Origin of the sequence: Clostridium sp. MF28 (genome assembly GCF_002969175.1) — a bacterium.
GTDB classification, from domain to species: domain Bacteria; phylum Bacillota; class Clostridia; order Clostridiales; family Clostridiaceae; genus Clostridium; species Clostridium beijerinckii.
Map to the genome: position 1 here is coordinate 927,560 of NZ_CP014331.1, position 20,742 is coordinate 948,301.

The following is a 20,742-nucleotide window of genomic DNA, read 5'->3' on the forward strand; positions in this document are numbered from 1 at the left end:
ATTTCCTATGATTTATACTCATGTTAATACCTAGAGATATATCTAGGTCAAGCTTTTTTTAATAAATTTTAAAGGGGATTTTAAAATTGACTTATACAATAAAAGATATATCAAAAATGTTTGGCGTTTCTATCTATACAATTCGTTTCTATGACAAAGAGGGTCTTCTGCCATTTGTTTTGAGAAATAAATCAGGAAACAGAGTTTTTACTGAATCAGACGTAAGCCTGTTTAGAACAATTTGTTGTCTAAAGAATACTGGCATGCAACTTAAGGATATAAAAAAATATATTGATTTCTGCATGGAAGGTTCTAGAACCATAGATTCACGAAAAGAATTACTTTTAAAACATCAAGAAGCAATTTTAAACCAAATAAATGATCTCAATGAAAATTTAGACCTTATTCATACCAAAATAGTGAAGTATACATCTCCTAACGCGGCGCAAATTATTAACGAAGAAAGAAAAAAAGTTCATGAGGAAAAACGCGAAAATAACTTGCTATTATAGCATCTATTATGCTATCGCCTATTGTTTTGTCCAAAGGCACTCCATTATATGACCTCATAGATGTTCTTGCTTTTATAACTTCTATAATTGACTTCTTGAAAATCGGATTATCTAAATTCATATTTCAACACTCCCACCCTTTTTTATTTTATAGTAAGTCCGCATTTGAATTGCTAAGTTATATGCTAAGAATGTAACTTTAACTTAGATATTAATCCTTTAGTTATGAATTTAACTGCACCAGCCTGACAATATGTTTGATTAAGATATGATTGCCCTTTGTGATACTCTCGACAGGCTTTACAATTACCGTGATTTTTACAGCTTTTATTTATGCATTTACAGTTTGGATTTATAGTTGACATATTTACCTCCAAGTAATAAATATTTATTTCAAACAATTATTCTAGCAACCTATATTGCAAAAACAACTCGTGTTGCTTATAATGATTATAAATTTAGCTTATATATTTTTCAACCAACAAAATTGATAAAGTGTTGCTTGCATAAAACTAAATCTGCAATATGAGTTTAACTAAAATTCTTTTAAATGAGGTAATAATATGTCAGTAAATATAAATAATCCTAGAGTAAAAAGAACCCGTGATCTTATTATCAACGCTTTTATTTCACTAGTTACTAAAAAAGGCTTTGACTCCATTACAGTCAAGGATATTACTACCGTGGCCACCATAAACCGTGCAACCTTCTATGCACATTTTACAGATAAATATGCACTACTGGACACCGTCATAGTAGAGAAATTCTCTGAGATCTTTTCCCATAAACTACTAGGCGAGATGCGCCTAAATGAGAATACTATACGAATCCTCATTCTTTGCGTTTGTGAGTACTTTGAAATGGTAAAAAGCATCTGCAAGTGCGGTTTTGCCTCTATTTTACCTTTAATAGGAGATAAAATATCTTGTGAGCTATATTCCATAATCTATGAGATGCTAATAAAAGACCCTGAATTAGCTGAAAATGAACAAATACGTGCCCAATTAGTTGCAACAATGATGAGCACTTCTATTTATAATGTAATTTACAAATGGGAAGTTCAGAATAGACCAATCCCTCAAGAACTTCTAATTTCTGAGATTATTGGGTTTATTTCTACAGGTATGGGTACTTTAAAAAGATGAAAAGAACATTATATCAAATAGTGTTCTTTTCATTTTTTATAGGCTCTTTGCAATGAATTTTCTATTCTGTCTAAGTATTGTAACCATCTATTATCACCAAATGATACGCCTTATATACCACTTTGAAATTCACCATTTTCAAAACTTTTTCGCAAAGCTCTTATATGTTTTAGTGGCGGCTGTCCAAATAACCGCTTATATTCCCTGGTAAATTGAGATGAGCTTTCATAACCAACTTCCATGGCAGCAGTAGTAACATCAATAGAATCACTAAACATGAGTCGTCTTGCTTCATGAAGTCGCAGCTCTTTCTGATATTGTAGCGGACCAATGGCAGTTACAGCTTTAAACTTATGGTGCAGTCCTGATACACTCATATTATTTGATTTTGCTAGCTCTTCCACGGTAAAAGAACGTTTATAATTTTCCTTGATCCATTCTATTGCTTTACCTATTCCATCTGCCTGCTGTTCAGCTAGAACCTGTTGAAAAAACAAGTATCCGTACTCTCCACTCAATAAGTGATAAATCATTTCTCGCTTAATAAGCTGCGATAAAAAGTAAGTATCCTTAGATTTATTTATTAGCTTCAAAAGTCTGATAAATAAATCTAATAGTTCCTCATCTGATTTTCCTACAAATGCTCCTAAATAAAGATTCTTATTTTTTATGTTAAATTCAATTTTAGCATCCAGTATTACAGAAGCAATTTCACTTGTAGTAAAATCAATACGCAAACTAATACAGGGCAACTCTTTTGATGCTCCTATCACTTGTACGGATACAGGCATATCAATAATAGACGCTGCAAAATCACCTGCATTAAAATGTATAGTCTCATCTCCGAAATGAAACTCCTTTCTTCCTTGAAGAATAATACTAAATGCAGGATTCATAACTCCAGGAGTTATAGGAATTTCATGACTGTGCCTGGTAACCGAAAAAAATGGGACTATTGTTTTGGTATTTCCATCAATTTTAGCTATCCTCTCTGTCATTCCAATTATAGTATTCAATGTCTTTTGCTTAATAAAGTTACTTTCTTCAAATAATACTTCTTTATTTAAATTTTCTTTTTGTTCTAACATTTATTTCTCACCCAGCCTTTATACTTAAACCATTTTCTGATAATTTCCACATCTTATTTCATTTATCTAACTCAATGATAATATTCCTTAAAACTATAGTAAATATTATATCAAAAATCAATTTGTTTTTTCATCAATTCATTGAATTAATACTTTGCAGAATTAGGCAAATTTTAAACATTATCGTTATATTATGTTTTGATTTTTAATGTGATAATATGGTTAGTCAAACTTGATGTCTAAACTATTAAATTTTAATAAAAGAGAGGTATAAAGAAATGGAACAAAGAACTTGGTTTATAACTGGTATTAACAGTGGATTCGGACGACATATGACTGAACAACTCCTTGAGAGGGGCGATAAAGTTGCTGGTACTGTACGCAATATGAATTCAGTAGAAGACCTTAAGGAAAAATACGGTGCTCTTCTTAGAGTGTTTCATCTTGACGTTACAGACACCAACACAATTTATGAGGTTGTCGATCAAGCCTTCAACGAACTTGGAAAAATTGATGTTATTGTAAGCAACGCTGGTTATGGCCTTATTGGTGCAGCAGAAGAATTAACTATTGAGCAAATTACTCATCAGATTAACACAAATCTCCTTGGATCTATCCATTTGATTAGAGCTTCATTACCACATCTACGTGCTCAAGGAGAAGGGCATATCATTCAACTCTCATCATCAGCAGGCCAAACTGCATTCTCTGGAGGATCACTCTACCATGCAACTAAATGGGGAATTGAAGGATTCTGCGAAGCCGTAAGACAAGAAATCGCTCCTTTTAACATCAGTCTTACAATAGTGGAACCAAGCGGAGCACGTACGAATTTTACACATCATAGTGTAGTATTGGGTCAAAAGTTAGAGGCTTACTCGATTTCTCAAGCACATAATGCCAGACGCGGTTTTGAAGATACCTCGATAGTTCCTATTGGTGATCCTGCTAGAATGGTGAAAATCATGATTGACAGTGCTGACCAAAAGCCAGCACCAATAAGAATTGCTCTTGGCAGCGGAGCTTATAATACGATACATCAATCACTTTCAAATCGTCTTGAAGAACTTGAAGCACAAAAAGAACTTGCCTTTTCTACTGATTTCCCTACTAATAAATAAAAAGTAGAAGATAGAATAGGCATTTAAAGTGTCGAATTTGTTAGATACAAAATTAAGCGTATATTTTTGAAAGCTTAGTAGAAACAAATAATCTGCTATCAATTCGTTTAGTTGATAGCAGATTATTTCATAAATTGATTAAATATTAATTATAATCCCTTAACGCAAATATTCCAATTTCTGCGTAAAAGTTAGACTAACATAAATCAAAATTCTCTCAAACCATTGAACAATACTTCTACTTCAATACGGTTCATCATACAATATTTTAAAAAAGTCTACATCCCTTATGACATGGTTCACCGTAACACTCGCAAATGATAACTCTTTTTCCTTTCTCATCTATATAAAAAGTTCTTTCGTTGAAAAATAAAGAATTCTTATTTAGATGCTTCTTATCATTCCATTTTCAACTGTTACGTCATATAAAAATATTAATGTTTAATTTAATAAGAAGACACTAAGAACACAAAATACATACCTTTGTTATTTGAATTCAAAATATTATATTAACTATTCATCATTTCTTTACTCAGATCTATAAAAGCTCTTAATGCCCTTGAAACCCATTTATCCCTATGATACACCATTTGCGTAGCCAAATAAAAAGAATCTTCCCACCAATGAAGTTCTATCAATTCATTTCGTTTCAGCTCCTCCGCAGCAGCAATCTTTGGAAGCAGCGTTATTCCAAGTCCGCTCATTGTCAATTGTTTGATTGATTGGATACTGCCCATTTCTATTATTGATTTCGGAGTTACCCCAGCATCATTGAGACTTTGTTCAAAAAGATTTCGGTAACCACAGCCTTTTTCTGAAACAATTATGTTATATTCAGCAATATCTTCAGGATGAACATGTTTCTTGGAAGTAAGTGGATGTCCTGGGGTCGCTAATAAAACTAAAGGTTCAGGAAATTCCAATTCTGTAATTAACTCAGAATCATTGATTTTCTGACCAATAATAAAAGCAACATCAATCTGATTTTCTCTTATCAATGTTTTACATTTATTATTACTTTCCATTTTTAGAATAATTTCAACCTCCGGATAATGCTCATGAAATTCCTTTAATATAGGAGGCAGCCTTACAGCACAAAGCGATTCATTAGCCCCTATTGTCAAAGTTCCCTTTACTACATCTGATGTACTTAAATTGTTTTTTGCTTCATCAGAAAGTTTAATTATTTGCTTAGCATAAGCAAGAAATTTTTCCCCTTCTGAAGTCAAAGATATATTTTTTCCTAATCTTTCAAACAAATTAACACCTAATTCTTTTTCCAACTGTTGTATCTGAGCAGTGATAGCAGATTGTGAATATCCTAGTTCAAATGCTGCTTTTGTAAAATTACTCAGTTTAGCTACGGTAATAAATGCATTTAATTGACGAAATTCCATTTCTATATCCCCCCCCCAAAAATCAATCATTTATTTTGATTGTTACAATTTAAACTATTGATTTCACTAATTATTAGTAGCATGATATCATATTGTTACTATCTTTTCAAATTTAATCATTAAGGAGGTAAGCTATGTTCAATTTATCTGCACTTTTATCTTATGTTCTTGTTTCAACTTTTACGCCTGGTCCAAATAATATTATGTCTATGACAAATGGTACTAACTTTGGATATAAAAAAACATTTAAATTTGTTCTAGGTGCTACAACTGGTATGGCTTTGATCATGTTATTGTGTGGTTATCTTAACTTATTTTTATTTAAACTTCTTCCCAACATAAAGTTGTCTATGGAGGTATTTAGTTCAGCATACATAATATATTTAGCTATCAAGATACTCAAAAGTAATTCTAACCCAAATGCAATTAATGATTACAGCATCAACACATTTAAATCTGGAATGCTTATGCAATTCATGAATCCTAAAACAATACTTTATGGTATAACGGTGACTTCAATTTTTATAATCCCCTACTATAAATCGAGCATAATATTATGCTTATTTGCTATATTCCTCTCATTAGTAGGATTTATATCGATGTCCTGCTGGACTCTTTTTGGTGCATTATTTCAAAAAGTTCTTAGCCGTCATAGAAAGTTATTTAATATTGTTATGGCATCTCTCCTAATATATTGTGCATTATCAGTTCCCGATTTTAAACTTCTAATTCATTTATTTATCTGATGTCTAGACGGGGTACCACTTTGAATTATAATAAAAGAAATGCAAACTAATCATTAATTTTAAACAATACTGCCTTCTAATATATTGCTGATGGTTCCGATATTTTAGTGTCTTAAAGCATTTTTTCTTAGTATAGTAATCTTCCATATTTTTTATAATAGAACAAGCCTTAATCACTGTCTCACTGGTAATTAAGGCTTGTTGTCCAATCACATAATCTTTTAAATTTTGTGGTGTTAGTTCTACTTGAATTATCAAGGGATTTGTATAAGTTCCACCATTACTACATACCATCTTATCAGCATATTCAGCAATAACATCGGCGAATCAATGTAATACTTATACTTTTTTTCTTCAAGTTCTTTCTCTTCCTCTACGACTATAACATCCCCTCACCCATCTTCATATTTATTTCTGTATCCCCCATATTCATTGTCTAGTTTCTGTAATATATCTTGAATAGTTTCTTGTACCTCCTTGAAAATAAAAATACTCTTACCATATTTCTAAGGTAAGAGTTTTCAATAGAATAATATATACATTTTCTATCATTTCAAAGAAAGTCCCGCTATTTATGATATGGTTCACCGTAACGGACATAAAGGAGACTTTTCTATATTGCATATGTGCATAATTTACATTTTAGCGCTTGAGTTAACCAACCAATTTTCAACTCTTGCAAGCAGTGCTTCTCTTAACTCTGGTCTATCATCTCCTGCAAGATCTTGATCTATTTCATATCCATCACTGCCAATTACTTTAGATAAATTTGCATAACTGTCACGAGAGTTAGGATTTGGTTTCATATCTTCAGGTGAAGCAGGGATTAAGCAGTCTTTCTCATAGATTGCTTCCATTGAAGCAATCTTCCAGTGTGAGTCTTCTTTTACTATTGTATATACAAGCCTAACATATGAAGTAAGGTCCATTTTAACACCATTTATTTCTTTCCTTGTCTGTATAGAGGCCATGCATACCGCTGCCGCCTTTCCATAATTTAACCACACCAAAGTATTATTAAGTTTATGAGGAGCTACAGTCTTCATCTTACTAGATGCATTAACAAAACCATGCCCATCTCCTTTATACCATGAAACAGTGACGGTGGAATCCTTAGTATAACATTCATGCATTTGATCCCAAAGAGCATTGTCACGGCAGAATCTTTCAAACTCGATTAATTCCCTTACTGCAAATTTGTCTAACATTATATTTACTGTAGAAGTTTCTAACTTCTCAAATAACATATCAGTTCCCTCATTTCTTATAATAATTATCATCCATAAAGGATTATTTAATAATCTCTTCTCCACCAATCCAAACCTGTTTAATGTTTTTTATTTCATTAATATTTACAGTCGGATCACCTTTTATTAAAAGAAGATCTGCCCTATAGCCTGCCTTAATAATTCCTCTGTCATTCATGCCAAAATACTTTGCCGGCATACTTGTTGCACTTTGTAATGCTTGAATAGGAGTAAAACCAGCATCAACCATTAGTCCAAGTTCATTAATAAGAGAAACCCCATAAGGTGCAGAATAAGGAGTTGTTGGATCGTCAGTATTAGAATCACTTCCACCTATAATTGTCACACCAGCTTTATAAAGTCTTGCAACTGATTCCTTAACATAATCATAATTCAATGGCGCGTTAGGATTAAACTTTTTAATTGACTCAACAATTCCTTTCATTGTTACCATAGTCGGAACTGACACAGTACCGTTTTTTCTCATCAACTGAATAACCTCTTCTGTTAAAGGTTCAGAAAAGGGAATATGTGTTACCACATCAACTCCCCCTTCTATCGCAGCTTTAAAAGCATTAGAAGAAGTTACATGTGCAATGACTTTTTTATCATAAGCGTGAGCCTTGGCGACAATAGCTGCAAGAATCTCTGGTGGAAATAGCGTATATTTAACACCTACTCCTTTGCCCTCTATCATAACTTTAATGTAATCTGCACCATATGATATCTGTTCCTTCACAAAACGCTCTGCATCATTTGCACTTGTTACAAAGGCAGAATCAGGATAATCCATTTTAGCTGGAACTTGGCTTCCTGGAGCGAAACCCGGACTATAACTGCTTCGTATATCAGGTAAACCAGGTAAATTTTTCAAACTATGAACTACTTCTGGTGAACGTGTCCCCATATCCATCATAGTTGTAACACCATACCTTGAAGCTTCCTCTAGGTTCTTAATTTGATATAAATGAATGTGAGCATCTATGAGCCCTGGAAGCAAAGTACATCCATTCCCATCAATTTCAATATCTCCTTCTGTTTTATCAATAATATATCCGTTTTCGATTACCACTTTATCCTCATCTATACACTCAATACCATTAAAAATTTTTATATTTTTTATTAGAGTAGTAGACATTTTTAGTACCTCCTATGAAATAGCAATATTTTTAAGGCTAACACTATTAAATTTAACCTTTTTATTAATACTGGATAATCACCTGCAGTATAATTTTCAGTATTTTTCATTAACTCATTATGCTCAAGCACAATACACTTCAGATAGCTGTCTTGCCTTACATTTCTGATTATAATATAATGTAAGAGCCCATACAATGTACTCAAATTTGAATTTTATCTCGTATTAAAGCTATAAATTGTGCTAAAGCACAATTAAAATATTAGGAGGTTTCCATGAAAAAAAACTTCGATATAAATGATCTAAACGAAATAGATATAAAGCTTGCACTTTACATGCAAGATCTTTTTGATGGATTTTGTTCTAACAAAGGACTTCAATATCTTATAGATAAGGCAAGGGAAAAGTTTGCAAGGCCATTGATATTAATTGATACAAGCGGAAAGCTCTTGGCAGGTTCTTATGATGCAGAAAATGTTTTTCAATTTGTTCAAGGTGAAAATAAAAATCTTTACCTAACAGAAGACACTTTATCACAAATATGTTCAGATAAAACAGATGATAATATCGAAAAAGAGAACACTTCAAAACGAAACCTAATATCTTCTATAAAAATTGACACCATAGAGATTGGCAAATTTGTTGTTTACGAAAACAGCATTCCCTTTCAAGATATTGATTTCATGCTAATAGACAAAGTTAGCCCACTTATATGTGCTCAATTACAAAAGAACATTCTTTTAAATTTGGATAACAATAATCTCCCAAATTACTTATTAGCTGACCTTATAGAAGGAAAGCAGATTGATGAGTCTATCATAAAAAATAAACAACACTATTTGAAATGGGCTAGGACAGAACATCTTTACATTATGGTTATTGGAAGTAACAGACAAGAAGCTTTTGACAGTAAGATTCCTTCCATTTTTAGAATTTTGAAATCTTACATTCCTGTTGGACAGTGTATTATTTATGCTCCTGGAGTTGTAGCTTTCCTTGATCAATTGTTATTTGATAAACTTTTCAACTCTCAAAATAGCGAATTTAATGACTTCTTGAGCAAAAATAATCTATATGCTGGAATCAGCCAAAAATACACTCTCTTGAGTGGTTCAAAAAAACACTATTTGAATGCTGTTAAAGCAATGGAGATAGGATTAAAAAGAAACATGCATTGCTCTTTTTTTGAAGATTGTACCTTGCATATTATCTATGAATTGATTTCAAATAAATATGATCAGATGGATTTTTGCCATCCAGCTGTCGCAATGCTTATGCTTTATGATAAAGAGAATAGAACCGATTTTCTAGAAACATTGAAGCAGTATATCTTTTATTCTTCTTCTCCAGGAGAAGCTGCAAAAATATTAAATATTCATCGAAATACTTTATTCTACCGTATCAACAAAATAAAAGATATGACTGGTATAAGCTTAGAACATGGTGACGAAATATGCAAAATTTTTTTATCTATTAAACTATTAGAGATAAAAGTAGAAACACCCTGATCATAATATTGAAGATATAATCAAAGAAAAAAGTGCTCCATCCAGCAAAGATTAGCACTTTTCCTAAGACTTATTATTTATAACATAGATCTAATCCGATATTGTTCCAACATACTCTAATGAAACAATATCTAGATTAGATTAATTATAACATAAATTGTAAAAACCATATCATTCTTCCATTAATATTGATATTCCATTTTCTTAAAGAAATCTACTTTTGGTTCAAGAAATTTAAACTTATGGTTATCAGCATCTTTAAAATAAGAAGTAATAGGTTCAAATATTTTATCCCAATTCCATAGTTCATCATCTATATTTAGATAATCTTTAAACATTTCACATCCTTCTGGTGCTATAGGGTGTATTAGTACTGCTATAACTTTACAAGCGTAAAAACAATCTGATATTACGTTTCTTTTTAATTCCTCATTTTTAATATTACTAGCCCAATGTTTATTTACTTCCCTTATATAATCGTCCAGAACATATGCTATTCTATGAAAATCTTGATTATACATATGTCTTTCATATTCTAATACTGCTTTTTCTGTTAATTCTTTAATTTTTTCACTTACCTCTTCTTTAGGAATATCTTCATTAAGACTTTGCAAAGTATAAAAACATGAGCGAATAAGTCTATTAAATACATTTGTTAAAAGGTTTCCTTCTTTTAATACTGGATCTGCTCCTACTTTTTCTTCTTCCTTCATGTAAACTTGTGGCTTAAAACCAACACTTTTTGAAGATAATCCAAGACTCATAAAGTGCATGCGTAATTGATCCTTTGTATAAAATTTCAATAATTCATCTGCCATTGGTGGCTTAATATCTGAACTGCTGCTTGCTTTTTTATCCATAAATAAAATGTGTTTATTAGAAACAATGTGTGGTAAATTTAGCTTAGTAACATCTAAATTTTCACCTTTAGCTACCCTTAACCCAATAAACATGGCCATTTCAGCAATTGAATAAAAATATATATTATCTTCCCCTATAAATTGATATACCATTGAATCATCAGCATCCCACCAATTATGCCATTCTTCAGGATTCTTACCTCTTGACTCCAAATATGCTTTTGTAAAAGAAATTGGAGCCCATAAAGATTCTGGCCACACCCAGAAGGTTAAATTTTTCAAATCTTCTTTATCTGGTACTTTTACTCCCCACTCTATATTTCCTGATAATCTAAAAGGAACCAAGGTCTTACCACTAGTATAGTTAATATTCAAATTATCCAATATTTCTTTTGCCTTATCTCTATCCTCTAATGTTTGGAAAATAAACGCTAGTGAAGATTTTTTCTCTTCATCTATGGTTTCATGGCTTGGAAATTTAGCTTCTAGCTCATTTACATCATTAATATATTTTCTTGGGACATATATTAGTGGTTTCTTCAAAAATTCATCTATAGTGTTAATTTCATACTTTCGTCTATTAGTATTCTTCTTTAAAAACTCATTAAGTTCCTTCATTATATCCATGGATTCATCTAAGGTAAAATACCAATTATCTATACTTTTTAATATTGGTTTATTTCCTGATAAAGTGCTAATAGGATTAATTAATTCAGATGCCATATATTGATGCCCTAATGAACATTCTTCTGCATAGGCTTTATCAGAGTTACACCCGGCTATTGGACATTTTCCGATCACTTGTCTTCCATTAAGAAAGATTTTCTTATCTTTATCATAAAATTGCAGTGCTGACATCTTCTTTATATAACCATTTTTAAATAAAGTATTAAATATTTCTTCTGAAACTTCATTATGAAATTCTCCTGTCCTTCCAAGGGCTGAAGCTCCAAAAATATTTAAGCTGACATTATAATCTTCTAAGGTTTTCTTTTGACTCAAATGATTTGCCTTAACATAATCCTCCATAGTGTTTTCGTATCCATTTTCCTTTAGCTTTCTGTAGCTTTCAAGGATAGGTGAACCATAACAATCTGTACCAGATACAAAAATAACATTTTCTTTCCCTATTCTGTCTCTTAAAAATCTTGCAAATATATCTGCATGAATGAACATTCCTCCAACATGGCCAAAATGAAGATTCTTATTTCCATAAGGCATTCCAGCTGTTACTATAGCCTTCTTTGGAAATGTTGGTCTTTCGTTTTTTTCTATTCTTTTACTTATCATAAACTTCTCACTCCTTAAATTTCTAACTTTCATACTTGGGATAATCAAAAAATAAAATATATATGATATTTTAAACTTATAATTTTCTATATGCTCAATTTTAACGTCAAAAAAGCCCCTGTAGAAAATACTTCTACAGGGGCGAAACTTCTATTTCGCGATACCACCCTTTTCCCTAAAATGTCACCATTTTAGGCTCTTCAAGTACACCATCTCCCTAAAATTATAGGTTGAATCATACTCTGGTTCTGTAACGTGAACTTACGTCATAGCATCACTTATAATTAATTTTTATCTTATAGTTTAGGCGTCAGTAACATCACTTCTTCTTCAAATGTGAGTTATAGGTTGCACTCTCTAAGATAATTCAAACTAAATTCAGCGAAAATAAAATTTCATCAAAAAAGTTTTACTTTATAAGATCCGTATGCAGCTCCGAGACTTGTTTCATTATGATTTCATAATTTCCTCACACCAAATGGAAACTCTCTGAGTATTCCCTCATAACTACTCTTCTCTTCATAGCTTTTATTTTTGTTCAATTATATACCTTATAATATTAAGTGTCAATTATATTGTTTGATAGTTTTTTATCTATATATGTTGCAATTCACAATTATTGCTGAAACTCTTGCAATATTTTTAGAGTTTTAATGAATAATTATTTTTGCAATATATATTAAATATCTAAAACTTTTTATTATATGGATGTGTGGTGCAATAATTTTTAACAAACTTATTAAATGTCTTGTTGGTTAAGAGTATGTTTTGCTATTAATTATTTGGGCTTTAACTAGTTTTAGTATGTTCTTCTGAATTATATTAATGTCTTGCTATATGAATAATGTGAAATTTACCTAGTTTTTAACAGCAAATAGCTATAGTTTAGTACTAGTATGACATCTTATATTTTTGTTCAAAATAATTTTCATGAAATATTAATTTAATGAATTCTATATAATTACCCCAAATAAGTAAATTATCAAAACTGATTAATTACATGTGGAGAAACAAACGGCAATCCAAAAAAGAAAAATAGAACTAAGCCACTTATAAATGTAATAGTATTTATAAAAATAAATCTTCTAGGATATACTGCACCTCTTGATTTTTTTTTATAATACAATATGAACATTAAAATAAAATATGCAACAACTGATAGAATACCTCTTATAATACCTTCATAGCTTGGATGTTGGAAAATAGGATCATTTGGAAAACTATACTTAAAAGTATATATCAGGTCAAATATAACTAATATGGAAAATCCAAAGATCCATGAAATTAATAGGATAACTATATCAATAATTTTTACTAAAAACATTATATTCTTCGCCTTTCTCAAATTAATTTGTATTTATCATCTTTATAATTTAACTGTAACATAAACTTGAAATATCAAAATATTTACATTTCTAAAAACGAATATTGGCTAATTACTACGTAATTATATTAATTGAATATTTTGTATTACGATATTCTCATCTATATTACACCCAAAATAATTAATCTCTTGTTTCAATTTTACACATTTCACCCGACATATTTACTTCATAATCTTCATATTTCATCTCGCCCCAGATTGTATCTACGGGTTTAATATTATGAGTAGCAATTACTGTATCAGTAGATGATCTGTAATAAGCATGAGCAAAGTACTTGCTCTCAGTCCAAACAACTGTTTTATTATTTAAGTCTAATATGTAGCACTTATCTGATTCTGCTGGTTTACCACTTGCAACTGATATAAAGACAGTTGTATTATTATCAAATGGATATATATAAATATTTTCATTTGATCCAAAAGATTGAATATAGTCTTTGCTATTTTTATCTATAGGAACATTGCAATATAAATGCACCTTTTTCTCATTTAGTTCAGTATTTACATATTCTAAGTCGTTTGAAATAAAATAACTATCATATTTAAAATTTTGTTCTTGTCCATTTATATAGCCGTCAGTATTATCTTCAATATTTTTATAATAATATTCTTTATTATCTAAATTTAAATTAAATCTCACAGATTTTAAATAGTTCTCTTGTTGCATTTTTTTTAGTTGCTCCATTTTTATTTCTGAACGTTCATTCTCTATTATTAAATAAACATTTATCGCCAATATAAATGAAATAATTAAAATAAAAATTATTTTTACTATTTTTCTCATAAAATATCCCCCAAGCAAGCCATATAATAGTTTTTTCACTTTATTATTGACTGTAATTTTGCTTCATTGTTGTATATTATAACATTATTTACTTTATTTCTATATTGCTCATCCATAAGAGTTTTAATGCTTTTATTTTTTACAAAAGTACCATGAATAACCATTATTAGCCTAATTAGAATAACTGTAGCATGTCCTATTATATGACTAAGAGAAAATTATATATATATATATATTCTAATAAAGTTGCTACATTTTAACGCATAGCCTGTCTATTGTTTGTGTAGGAACTTTATTTATTGTTCCAATGAAGTTTTGTATAGCAACTCGAATACTAGTCCAACTTTTAAAGAATACATTGTTTACCACTGATGATTTTAACCATCCCCATAACCCCTCAATTAGATTTAGGTCAGGACTGTATGGAGGTAAAAACATTAATTCAAGTCTATTTTTCAGTTTTTCCAAAAATGGTTGTATCAATTTAGCATGATGAATTTTAGCATTATCAAGAATAATAACTATCTTACCCTTCGGGTATTGCGTAAGCACCTTCTTTAAAAACTCAAGAAAAACTACAGCATCATATTTTTCGTGTTCTTCACAATATACATGACCACTTTCATAATCTAGTATCCCTATTAATTTTACGCCTGCATTCTTTCCATAAGTAGGTATCTTTCGTTGTTTCCCTTTTATAAACCAAGTCTTTTGAATGGCCTGATAATCTCTTATCATTGATTCGTCTTGAAACAAGATAGTATCAACTAAGCCATCAAGGTGTCTTTTTTAGATATTCAAAATCATTCTTGAAAGTTTCTTGTTTTTCTTTATCAGCCTTTTTTAAAACATATGTTGGTCTTATATAACTCAAATTTAATCTGTGAAGTATAACTGCCATACTACTATGTTTTATAGTAATACTAAAATTAACCATGACCCATTGACATATTAGTTTGATAGTCCAGTTTTTTATTGATTCAAAACCCACTTCGTCAGGCGTATTATTTGTTATTACATAAATAAGTTTTTGTTCTTGCTCAGAATTTAATTTTCTAGGGGCACCAGGCGGCTTTTTCATAGCAAGACCTTCTAATCCATTGGCCTTATATTTTTTAATATAGTTACCAACAGCATGCTCTTCTAATCCTTCCATTTCTGCAATTATCTTATTTTGAAAACCTTGGAAGTGTTTTAAAACTACAGAGTACCGCTTATACATTCGTACACTTTTAGTTTCTGTCATTGCTGTTTCAAGTTCTAATACTGCACTCTGATTATCTTCTATTGTAATTCTGTTTAAATTCATCATTGGGATCACCTCACAAAATAAATCTAGATTTATTTTGTGCAAACTTATCAAATAATATAAACATGAGTTAACAAGCAATGAATTTTATTAATTAGAACTTATATATTATAAACCTTATGATATTACTTAAGTACAAATGTGCACTTTATTAGAATGATGCGTTAAAAAATCGCAAATTCAATTTCTTGAATAATGCGATTTACAATTTATTATCTAAATTCTATTGATTCATAACTTAAGAAAATTGTGATTGACACTTTTAACAAGTTCATCAAAACTTATCTAAGGATTGCTCATTTGTATTTGTTTAATAACAGGTTCTGATATCGAAACAATATCGATTATATGATTAAGGCAGACAATCCCATAATGTTTAAATGTACCAGGATAATCTTCTGAAGCAAACGTTCCAACCTTTATGAAATCTAAGTACCTTGATTTCCTGTAAATTCTAAATGACTTACCCTCAAATTCCTCATAATTATCCATGGATGTAAAACTCTCATTTAAAATCGAATATCCAATATATGATTCAAAATCAATTTGTATTAAGGGATTCGTATAATCATAATTAATTGAATGCACATTTTTAATAACTTTATTGCCAATATTTATTGATTGAGAAATAACATTTGTTTTACTCTTAATAAAAGTTAACCTAAGAAAATTTTCTTGTGGCTCATTTAAATTATTTAAATATATATTTTCTAAATTCATTAAATCTAAGTAGTTCAAAATATCACTTCCCTCATTATAACCTACTATTAAGAATTAATTATAGCGCATCTTGTAAATACCACATTATTCAATTTTTAAAGAACATTATTTTATTTACTACTGCGCACTTTCTACATTTCAAGTAAATTATATTAATAATTAGAGATACATTGTATCAATAGCAATTTGAAATACATATAACTTACATACAAATTTTTAATCAGCAATTATTCATACGGCTCATCTATAACCCAAGGAATTTCACAAAATAATTGAAGTTCAAAATACGATTCATAACCAGAAAGATTTCGCAAACTTGGATACAATTCTTTTGTAAAATAAAACTCTACCTCATCAGTTAACGTACTTGTCTTAAATACCTTCTTTCCATTTTCTGAAGCATTTTCAGCATTATCAGGTTTTTCTAATATGTTACCACTAATTAAATAATTTACATCATATAGGAATATATTATCAGCAACTTTATCCAGCTTATAAGCGCATATAGGTGTTTCTGGAACAATAAATAAGCTCTCTAAAAAATCTATAAAAACTTTAGGCAAATGCCTTATTCCATAATAATAATTTCTACAATCTGAACAACATTCACGTAAACCATCTCTATATAACTGTGAATAATAATTTTTAGTTTTTTCCTTATCAATTTCTATTTTCCAACCTTCAAAAATAATACTCTTCAACTCATCACCTTCAGCAAATAATTTACAATAACCATTATGATAAAACAATTACAATATTTCTTTTAATCATTTTTATATTGAAATCCCATAATGATTTATATCAGTTCATCAATTAGCTACATGTCATTCAGATTATATTACACAAGGTTTAAAGAAAACCATTTTTCAAATTGCTGTACCATCAAATCAGTATATGTTCTTGCATGTTTACTGATATGATTATATAAAGGCCCTTTAGAGAATTTAATTAAATCATTTTTAACTAATTTTAGTTTTTCGATTAAAATATCCCTATCACACTCAACAAAGTAAATCTCACTTGATTGTTTTGTATTAAAATCATCAGACCATATACGAATGTTGTTTTCAACATACTCAAAGCAGGGATATGGATCGTGTCCTAACCATGGTGATGATTTATCAATAGCTGCAGCTAATACTTCATTCCAACTTTCCAAACCGCAACAACAGCTTGGAAATATATTTCTATTTTCTCCAACAAATAATATCCCTCCTGCTATTACTATTTCATCTTCCGATAAAACTTCTTTCATAACTAATTCTGTACCCTGCTCAATGTTAATATTATTATAGCCTAATAATTCAATTAAAAATAATTCCACATCGTTTTCTGATGAATCCCCATCTAAAACAACAAATTCTCTCCTCTGGATCTTGTCATCAATCCAACTTGGAGCCTTATAATATGGATTTTGAACTATAGCTTTAACCTCTAACAATTTACAACTATTCATCTATTTCACCTTAATATGCATAACAGCTTATGCCCATCCTCATCAAAATGCAACGTAATACAATCAGTACTTGTAAATTTAGTATATATATATCATCAAGTCCATTCTAGTTGCGATTATTCGCTATATTATAATTCGTCGTATCAATAGCAATTAATAATACTTATAACTTACTCTACAAATTGAATTTTATATTGCTCACTTATTTATCTATATTTTGAGGAAAAAATCTCCAAACACGAGAAATTCCTGTTTCAATCTTATGTGTATCGTTAAATATACATTTATATTCATCTAAATTAATAAAATCTGTCATGACTATTTTTAATTCATCTAAAGTTGATATCTCATCACAATAAGCACTAACTCCACTAAATTCCACTTCCCCTTCAAAAGAAAACGGAACATCTTCACCATATTCATCATCCCAATACACATTTGCAGTTCCTGCCCATTGAACTAGAAATTTATTGCCTTTTCTTTCTAAGAACTTAATTGTTCCACTAGTTACATCTTCGTGTTCAAAAACATACAATGTTCCTGCCTCTTCACCGTTTGCATTATATTGAGAATCCCATTTTAGAGAAAGTCCTTCTATATCTTTCCATGATTTTATATTTACGATAAAACCGTTGTTGTGATATAAACGAGGTGAAACCGATTCATAAAAAATTTCTTCATCGTCTTCTAAGTCTTTCAATTCTTCCTCATCCAATTCTGTTACAAAATCTCCTGCTTTCATATCTATTTCTATAAACCAATGGATTTCTTCCTTTCCAGTACTTTGCATTCTTCTACTCATGGCAGAATCCATAAAACTCCCACCAAATGTCGCATTCTCCACATCAAACGTTAATTTCCCTAACTTAAACATATTTATTTTACCTCCACAACTCAGCATCTTTATCACTCACTTTTAGCTCCGAATTTGTAATATTTCTACTCGTTACTTCCTCTTACTAAAAGTAAGATATATCTATCATATTCAACAAGCATTACATTGAAAATTATATATGTGTAACATCTGCTAATAATAGAATTAACTTCATAAATTTTGCTATTATTAGCAAATGGTAAATCATATATTGCCTTAGGTTTATGAAGATAATATTCAATAGTAGTCTCAATTTCTTTTGCCAGAACGTTAATTTTATTTAAATTAACAATTTCATCATATTTATACATTTTAATAATAGTCTCTAATAATTTTTTCTCACAAGTCTTTTCAAATTTAAAGTGTGTTGAATCTACTAATTTATTTATATCAGTTGTATCACCTTTAGAACTCGCACCATACCAAGAATTATTCATTCTTTTCTTTATGGCATCTTCAAATGTAATTTCATTATTCTCCCCTATATAAAAAATATCCACTTCAAAATCTTCATATCTAATCCCCAAATTATACATTTGTGAATTAAATTCATCTGAAGCTGCCGAAATTATTCCTCCTAAAAAACCAGTTGTACCATTTTCACACAAAAAACTATCACAATCTAAACTCATTATAACCTCCAAAATCTCCCCTACTAATTACTATCTATCTTTCTTAATTTTAAATTAGCATTTCTATTGAACCGTCAAAATACTATTCTTGAAATAATTTTAAATTCGAATTATAAATTATATGTTACCACATGGAATTTTTGAAGTGGCATAAGTTTTTATTAATACTTGCAACCAACTATCTGTATATCCAACTAATTCACTATCACATACCAAACCAAAATCATCTGATATATAAGCAGCCAAACTATCACTGTCACATAAATCATACACTCTTAAATATGTATTTTTACGATATTCATTTTATAACTGTCTGTTTTCATCTGAATATCCTTTAATCTTCTTTTGTTCTTCAACAGCTTTATATACACGATTCCATTCAATTTTTCTAATCAACAATCATTTTAACAGCTCCTCCTCTTAATAAGTGTAATTTGATAGTGGTCTTCACCTACAAACTGCAATTTATCTCTCCTGTATATCAATAACCTCTTTTAATGATAATTCAACATATCTATTTTTACTAAACATTGTAGAAGTTGTATCTTTCATTTTATCCATAAGCTTTGCCAAATCTATTTCTTTAGGAAATGGCGTTATATTTCCATTTTCATCTTCACTTTTATGTGCAGTAAAAATAAAATTCCCATTTTGAAAATCTATTTCAAAACTATTCATTACCTCTAAGGCATTAACATCTAAATACTCTTCTTGATTTTCAATAAATTTTTCATATATGAATTCAAATAATGCTTCTTTACTAATTTTAATAATCCTATACTTATCTTTATCCATTTTATAACCCCTTTAAATACTGATATTTATTATGAAAAGTTATATTGGTTATCAATATACTATATTACATCTCCATAAAACCAAATTCTCTGTTTTCTATAACCTAATTCATCTGATACCTCTTCTAAATAACCAGCTTCAGCTAAATTTGTCATCACATTAAGCCCTGCGATTAGAGACCCTTTGCTAATCCTTGACCATTTTTGATATTTAATATCCTTTCTATCCCAAAATGTATTATAACAACTATTTTCATAAAAAATTAAAATTTGTGAATGTGCAAGATTTTCTTCATAAACTACTAATATTATTTTGCAAAATCCTATATCTTCAGGTTTGCTAGTTAAAATTCCCTCTGTTTTTCTTACCAGACGCTCAAAAATTTCTCTTCTATCTTTTCCTTTTGGTTTGAAAAATAAATTTGCATAAATTTTAAAATATTCATCGCTAAATGGCTTATTAGCCAGAGGATTAAATACTGAATAAAAATTATCAATTGTTCTTATTACACGTTTCACTTCTCTTTTATACCATCTTTGCTTCTTTCGTTCCATAGACATGTTTTACTTCTCCTGACATCAATACTCTAGTTCTTGATACTTTGATAAATTACAATAATTATCTTTCAATTCAACATATTTTTAAAATATCATACTGCTCAATTCTCAAAGAACAAATTGTATTTATCCACCTCAATCTCAGATTCGTAGTATTAGCCTAATGATAAATTAAAATT

22 protein-coding genes are annotated in these 20,742 nt (G+C 29.8%); 5 read left to right on the top strand and 17 right to left on the bottom strand.

Annotation, left to right across the window (positions count from 1 at the left end; genetic code table 11):
* The first annotated feature begins 86 nt into the window (after positions 1-86).
* Entirely contained in the window at positions 87-512 is a 426-nt protein-coding gene (locus AXY43_RS03940; protein WP_039773580.1) for a MerR family transcriptional regulator, read from the top strand.
* 185 nt (positions 513-697) lie between these two features.
* Here the strand turns inward: AXY43_RS03940 and AXY43_RS03950 are convergent, their stop codons facing one another.
* Positions 698-877, bottom strand: coding sequence for a hypothetical protein (locus AXY43_RS03950; RefSeq protein ID WP_039773579.1), 180 nt, complete (start codon positions 875-877; stop codon positions 698-700).
* 198 nt (positions 878-1,075) lie between these two features.
* On the opposite strand from AXY43_RS03950, the gene AXY43_RS03955 reads away from it, so the two are divergent.
* Positions 1,076-1,657 carry a TetR/AcrR family transcriptional regulator gene (locus AXY43_RS03955; RefSeq protein WP_105411023.1) on the top strand — a complete coding sequence of 194 codons (582 nt, stop codon included), beginning with the start codon at positions 1,076-1,078 and terminating at the stop codon, positions 1,655-1,657.
* Positions 1,658-1,767: 110 nt separating this feature from the next.
* On the opposite strand, the gene AXY43_RS03960 is transcribed toward AXY43_RS03955, so the two are convergent.
* A complete protein-coding gene (locus tag AXY43_RS03960) occupies positions 1,768-2,745 on the bottom strand; it encodes an AraC family transcriptional regulator (protein ID WP_039773578.1) in 978 nt (325 codons plus the stop codon).
* A gap of 278 nt (positions 2,746-3,023) precedes the next feature.
* Here AXY43_RS03960 and AXY43_RS03965 point away from each other — a divergent pair, with 278 nt between their 5' ends.
* Positions 3,024-3,866 (top strand): SDR family oxidoreductase, encoded by an 843-nt coding sequence (locus AXY43_RS03965; RefSeq protein ID WP_105411024.1) that lies wholly within the window; start codon positions 3,024-3,026, stop codon positions 3,864-3,866.
* A 509-nt stretch (positions 3,867-4,375) separates the two neighbouring features.
* Here AXY43_RS03965 and AXY43_RS03970 read toward each other — a convergent pair.
* On the bottom strand, positions 4,376-5,263 hold the full coding sequence (locus AXY43_RS03970) for a LysR family transcriptional regulator (RefSeq protein WP_105411025.1): 888 nt from the start codon (positions 5,261-5,263) through the stop codon (positions 4,376-4,378).
* 134 nt (positions 5,264-5,397) lie between these two features.
* Here AXY43_RS03970 and AXY43_RS03975 point away from each other — a divergent pair, with 134 nt between their 5' ends.
* Positions 5,398-6,009 carry a LysE family transporter gene (locus AXY43_RS03975; RefSeq protein ID WP_105411026.1) on the top strand — a complete coding sequence of 204 codons (612 nt, stop codon included), beginning with the start codon at positions 5,398-5,400 and terminating at the stop codon, positions 6,007-6,009.
* A 635-nt stretch (positions 6,010-6,644) separates the two neighbouring features.
* On the opposite strand, the gene AXY43_RS03985 is transcribed toward AXY43_RS03975, so the two are convergent.
* Both AXY43_RS03985 and AXY43_RS03990 read right to left on the bottom strand, forming a co-directional pair.
* Positions 6,645-7,289 (bottom strand): nuclear transport factor 2 family protein, encoded by a 645-nt coding sequence (locus tag AXY43_RS03985; protein WP_206608170.1) that lies wholly within the window; start codon positions 7,287-7,289, stop codon positions 6,645-6,647.
* A gap of 10 nt (positions 7,290-7,299) precedes the next feature.
* Positions 7,300-8,394 carry an amidohydrolase family protein gene (locus AXY43_RS03990; RefSeq protein WP_105411027.1) on the bottom strand — a complete coding sequence of 365 codons (1,095 nt, stop codon included), beginning with the start codon at positions 8,392-8,394 and terminating at the stop codon, positions 7,300-7,302.
* A gap of 275 nt (positions 8,395-8,669) precedes the next feature.
* On the opposite strand from AXY43_RS03990, the gene AXY43_RS03995 reads away from it, so the two are divergent.
* A complete protein-coding gene (locus AXY43_RS03995; protein WP_105411028.1) occupies positions 8,670-9,902 on the top strand; it encodes a PucR family transcriptional regulator in 1,233 nt (410 codons plus the stop codon).
* A 182-nt stretch (positions 9,903-10,084) separates the two neighbouring features.
* Here the strand turns inward: AXY43_RS03995 and AXY43_RS04000 are convergent, their stop codons facing one another.
* The 12 genes from AXY43_RS04000 to AXY43_RS04050 form a co-directional block, all read right to left on the bottom strand.
* Positions 10,085-12,052 (bottom strand): class I tRNA ligase family protein, encoded by a 1,968-nt coding sequence (locus AXY43_RS04000; protein ID WP_105411029.1) that lies wholly within the window; start codon positions 12,050-12,052, stop codon positions 10,085-10,087.
* Positions 12,053-13,034: 982 nt separating this feature from the next.
* Positions 13,035-13,376, bottom strand: coding sequence for a hypothetical protein (locus tag AXY43_RS04005; RefSeq protein WP_105411030.1), 342 nt, complete (start codon positions 13,374-13,376; stop codon positions 13,035-13,037).
* Positions 13,377-13,557: 181 nt separating this feature from the next.
* Positions 13,558-14,220: a hypothetical protein gene (locus AXY43_RS04010; RefSeq protein WP_105411031.1), complete on the bottom strand. Its 663-nt coding sequence runs from the start codon at positions 14,218-14,220 to the stop codon at positions 13,558-13,560.
* A 249-nt stretch (positions 14,221-14,469) separates the two neighbouring features.
* A protein-coding gene (locus AXY43_RS04015; protein WP_105412491.1) for an IS630 family transposase occupies positions 14,470-15,529 on the bottom strand; the annotation gives its coding sequence in 2 pieces (ribosomal slippage) (positions 14,470-15,000 and positions 15,002-15,529; 1,059 coding nt in all).
* Between the two features lie 285 nt (positions 15,530-15,814).
* Positions 15,815-16,267, bottom strand: a complete 453-nt coding sequence (locus tag AXY43_RS04020; RefSeq protein ID WP_105411032.1) for a hypothetical protein — start codon at positions 16,265-16,267, stop codon at positions 15,815-15,817.
* Positions 16,268-16,476: 209 nt separating this feature from the next.
* Positions 16,477-16,950, bottom strand: coding sequence for a hypothetical protein (locus tag AXY43_RS04025; protein ID WP_105412492.1), 474 nt, complete (start codon positions 16,948-16,950; stop codon positions 16,477-16,479).
* Between the two features lie 137 nt (positions 16,951-17,087).
* On the bottom strand, positions 17,088-17,705 hold the full coding sequence (locus tag AXY43_RS04030) for a hypothetical protein (RefSeq protein WP_105411033.1): 618 nt from the start codon (positions 17,703-17,705) through the stop codon (positions 17,088-17,090).
* A gap of 202 nt (positions 17,706-17,907) precedes the next feature.
* A complete protein-coding gene (locus AXY43_RS04035) occupies positions 17,908-18,579 on the bottom strand; it encodes a hypothetical protein (RefSeq protein WP_105411034.1) in 672 nt (223 codons plus the stop codon).
* A 65-nt stretch (positions 18,580-18,644) separates the two neighbouring features.
* Entirely contained in the window at positions 18,645-19,211 is a 567-nt protein-coding gene (locus AXY43_RS04040; protein WP_105411035.1) for a hypothetical protein, read from the bottom strand.
* A gap of 117 nt (positions 19,212-19,328) precedes the next feature.
* A complete protein-coding gene (locus tag AXY43_RS27540) occupies positions 19,329-19,484 on the bottom strand; it encodes a hypothetical protein (protein ID WP_206608169.1) in 156 nt (51 codons plus the stop codon).
* 192 nt (positions 19,485-19,676) lie between these two features.
* On the bottom strand, positions 19,677-20,006 hold the full coding sequence (locus AXY43_RS04045) for a hypothetical protein (protein ID WP_105411036.1): 330 nt from the start codon (positions 20,004-20,006) through the stop codon (positions 19,677-19,679).
* A gap of 59 nt (positions 20,007-20,065) precedes the next feature.
* On the bottom strand, positions 20,066-20,566 hold the full coding sequence (locus AXY43_RS04050; protein WP_105411037.1) for a DUF3916 domain-containing protein: 501 nt from the start codon (positions 20,564-20,566) through the stop codon (positions 20,066-20,068).
* Between the last annotated feature and the right edge of the window lie 176 nt (positions 20,567-20,742).

Coding starts and splice junctions, on each gene's coding strand:
- AXY43_RS03950 (WP_039773579.1), bottom strand. CDS start 877: ATGTCAACTATAAATCCAAACTGTAAATGCATAAATAAAAGCTGTAAA.
- AXY43_RS03955 (WP_105411023.1), top strand. CDS start 1,076: ATGTCAGTAAATATAAATAATCCTAGAGTAAAAAGAACCCGTGATCTT.
- AXY43_RS03960 (WP_039773578.1), bottom strand. CDS start 2,745: ATGTTAGAACAAAAAGAAAATTTAAATAAAGAAGTATTATTTGAAGAA.
- AXY43_RS03965 (WP_105411024.1), top strand. CDS start 3,024: ATGGAACAAAGAACTTGGTTTATAACTGGTATTAACAGTGGATTCGGA.
- AXY43_RS03970 (WP_105411025.1), bottom strand. CDS start 5,263: ATGGAATTTCGTCAATTAAATGCATTTATTACCGTAGCTAAACTGAGT.
- AXY43_RS03975 (WP_105411026.1), top strand. CDS start 5,398: ATGTTCAATTTATCTGCACTTTTATCTTATGTTCTTGTTTCAACTTTT.
- AXY43_RS03985 (WP_206608170.1), bottom strand. CDS start 7,289: ATGATAATTATTATAAGAAATGAGGGAACTGATATGTTATTTGAGAAG.
- AXY43_RS03990 (WP_105411027.1), bottom strand. CDS start 8,394: ATGTCTACTACTCTAATAAAAAATATAAAAATTTTTAATGGTATTGAG.
- AXY43_RS03995 (WP_105411028.1), top strand. CDS start 8,670: ATGAAAAAAAACTTCGATATAAATGATCTAAACGAAATAGATATAAAG.
- AXY43_RS04000 (WP_105411029.1), bottom strand. CDS start 12,052: ATGATAAGTAAAAGAATAGAAAAAAACGAAAGACCAACATTTCCAAAG.
- AXY43_RS04005 (WP_105411030.1), bottom strand. CDS start 13,376: ATGTTTTTAGTAAAAATTATTGATATAGTTATCCTATTAATTTCATGG.
- AXY43_RS04010 (WP_105411031.1), bottom strand. CDS start 14,220: ATGAGAAAAATAGTAAAAATAATTTTTATTTTAATTATTTCATTTATA.
- AXY43_RS04030 (WP_105411033.1), bottom strand. CDS start 17,705: ATGAATAGTTGTAAATTGTTAGAGGTTAAAGCTATAGTTCAAAATCCA.
- AXY43_RS04035 (WP_105411034.1), bottom strand. CDS start 18,579: ATGTTTAAGTTAGGGAAATTAACGTTTGATGTGGAGAATGCGACATTT.
- AXY43_RS04040 (WP_105411035.1), bottom strand. CDS start 19,211: ATGAGTTTAGATTGTGATAGTTTTTTGTGTGAAAATGGTACAACTGGT.
- AXY43_RS04045 (WP_105411036.1), bottom strand. CDS start 20,006: ATGGATAAAGATAAGTATAGGATTATTAAAATTAGTAAAGAAGCATTA.
- AXY43_RS04050 (WP_105411037.1), bottom strand. CDS start 20,566: ATGTCTATGGAACGAAAGAAGCAAAGATGGTATAAAAGAGAAGTGAAA.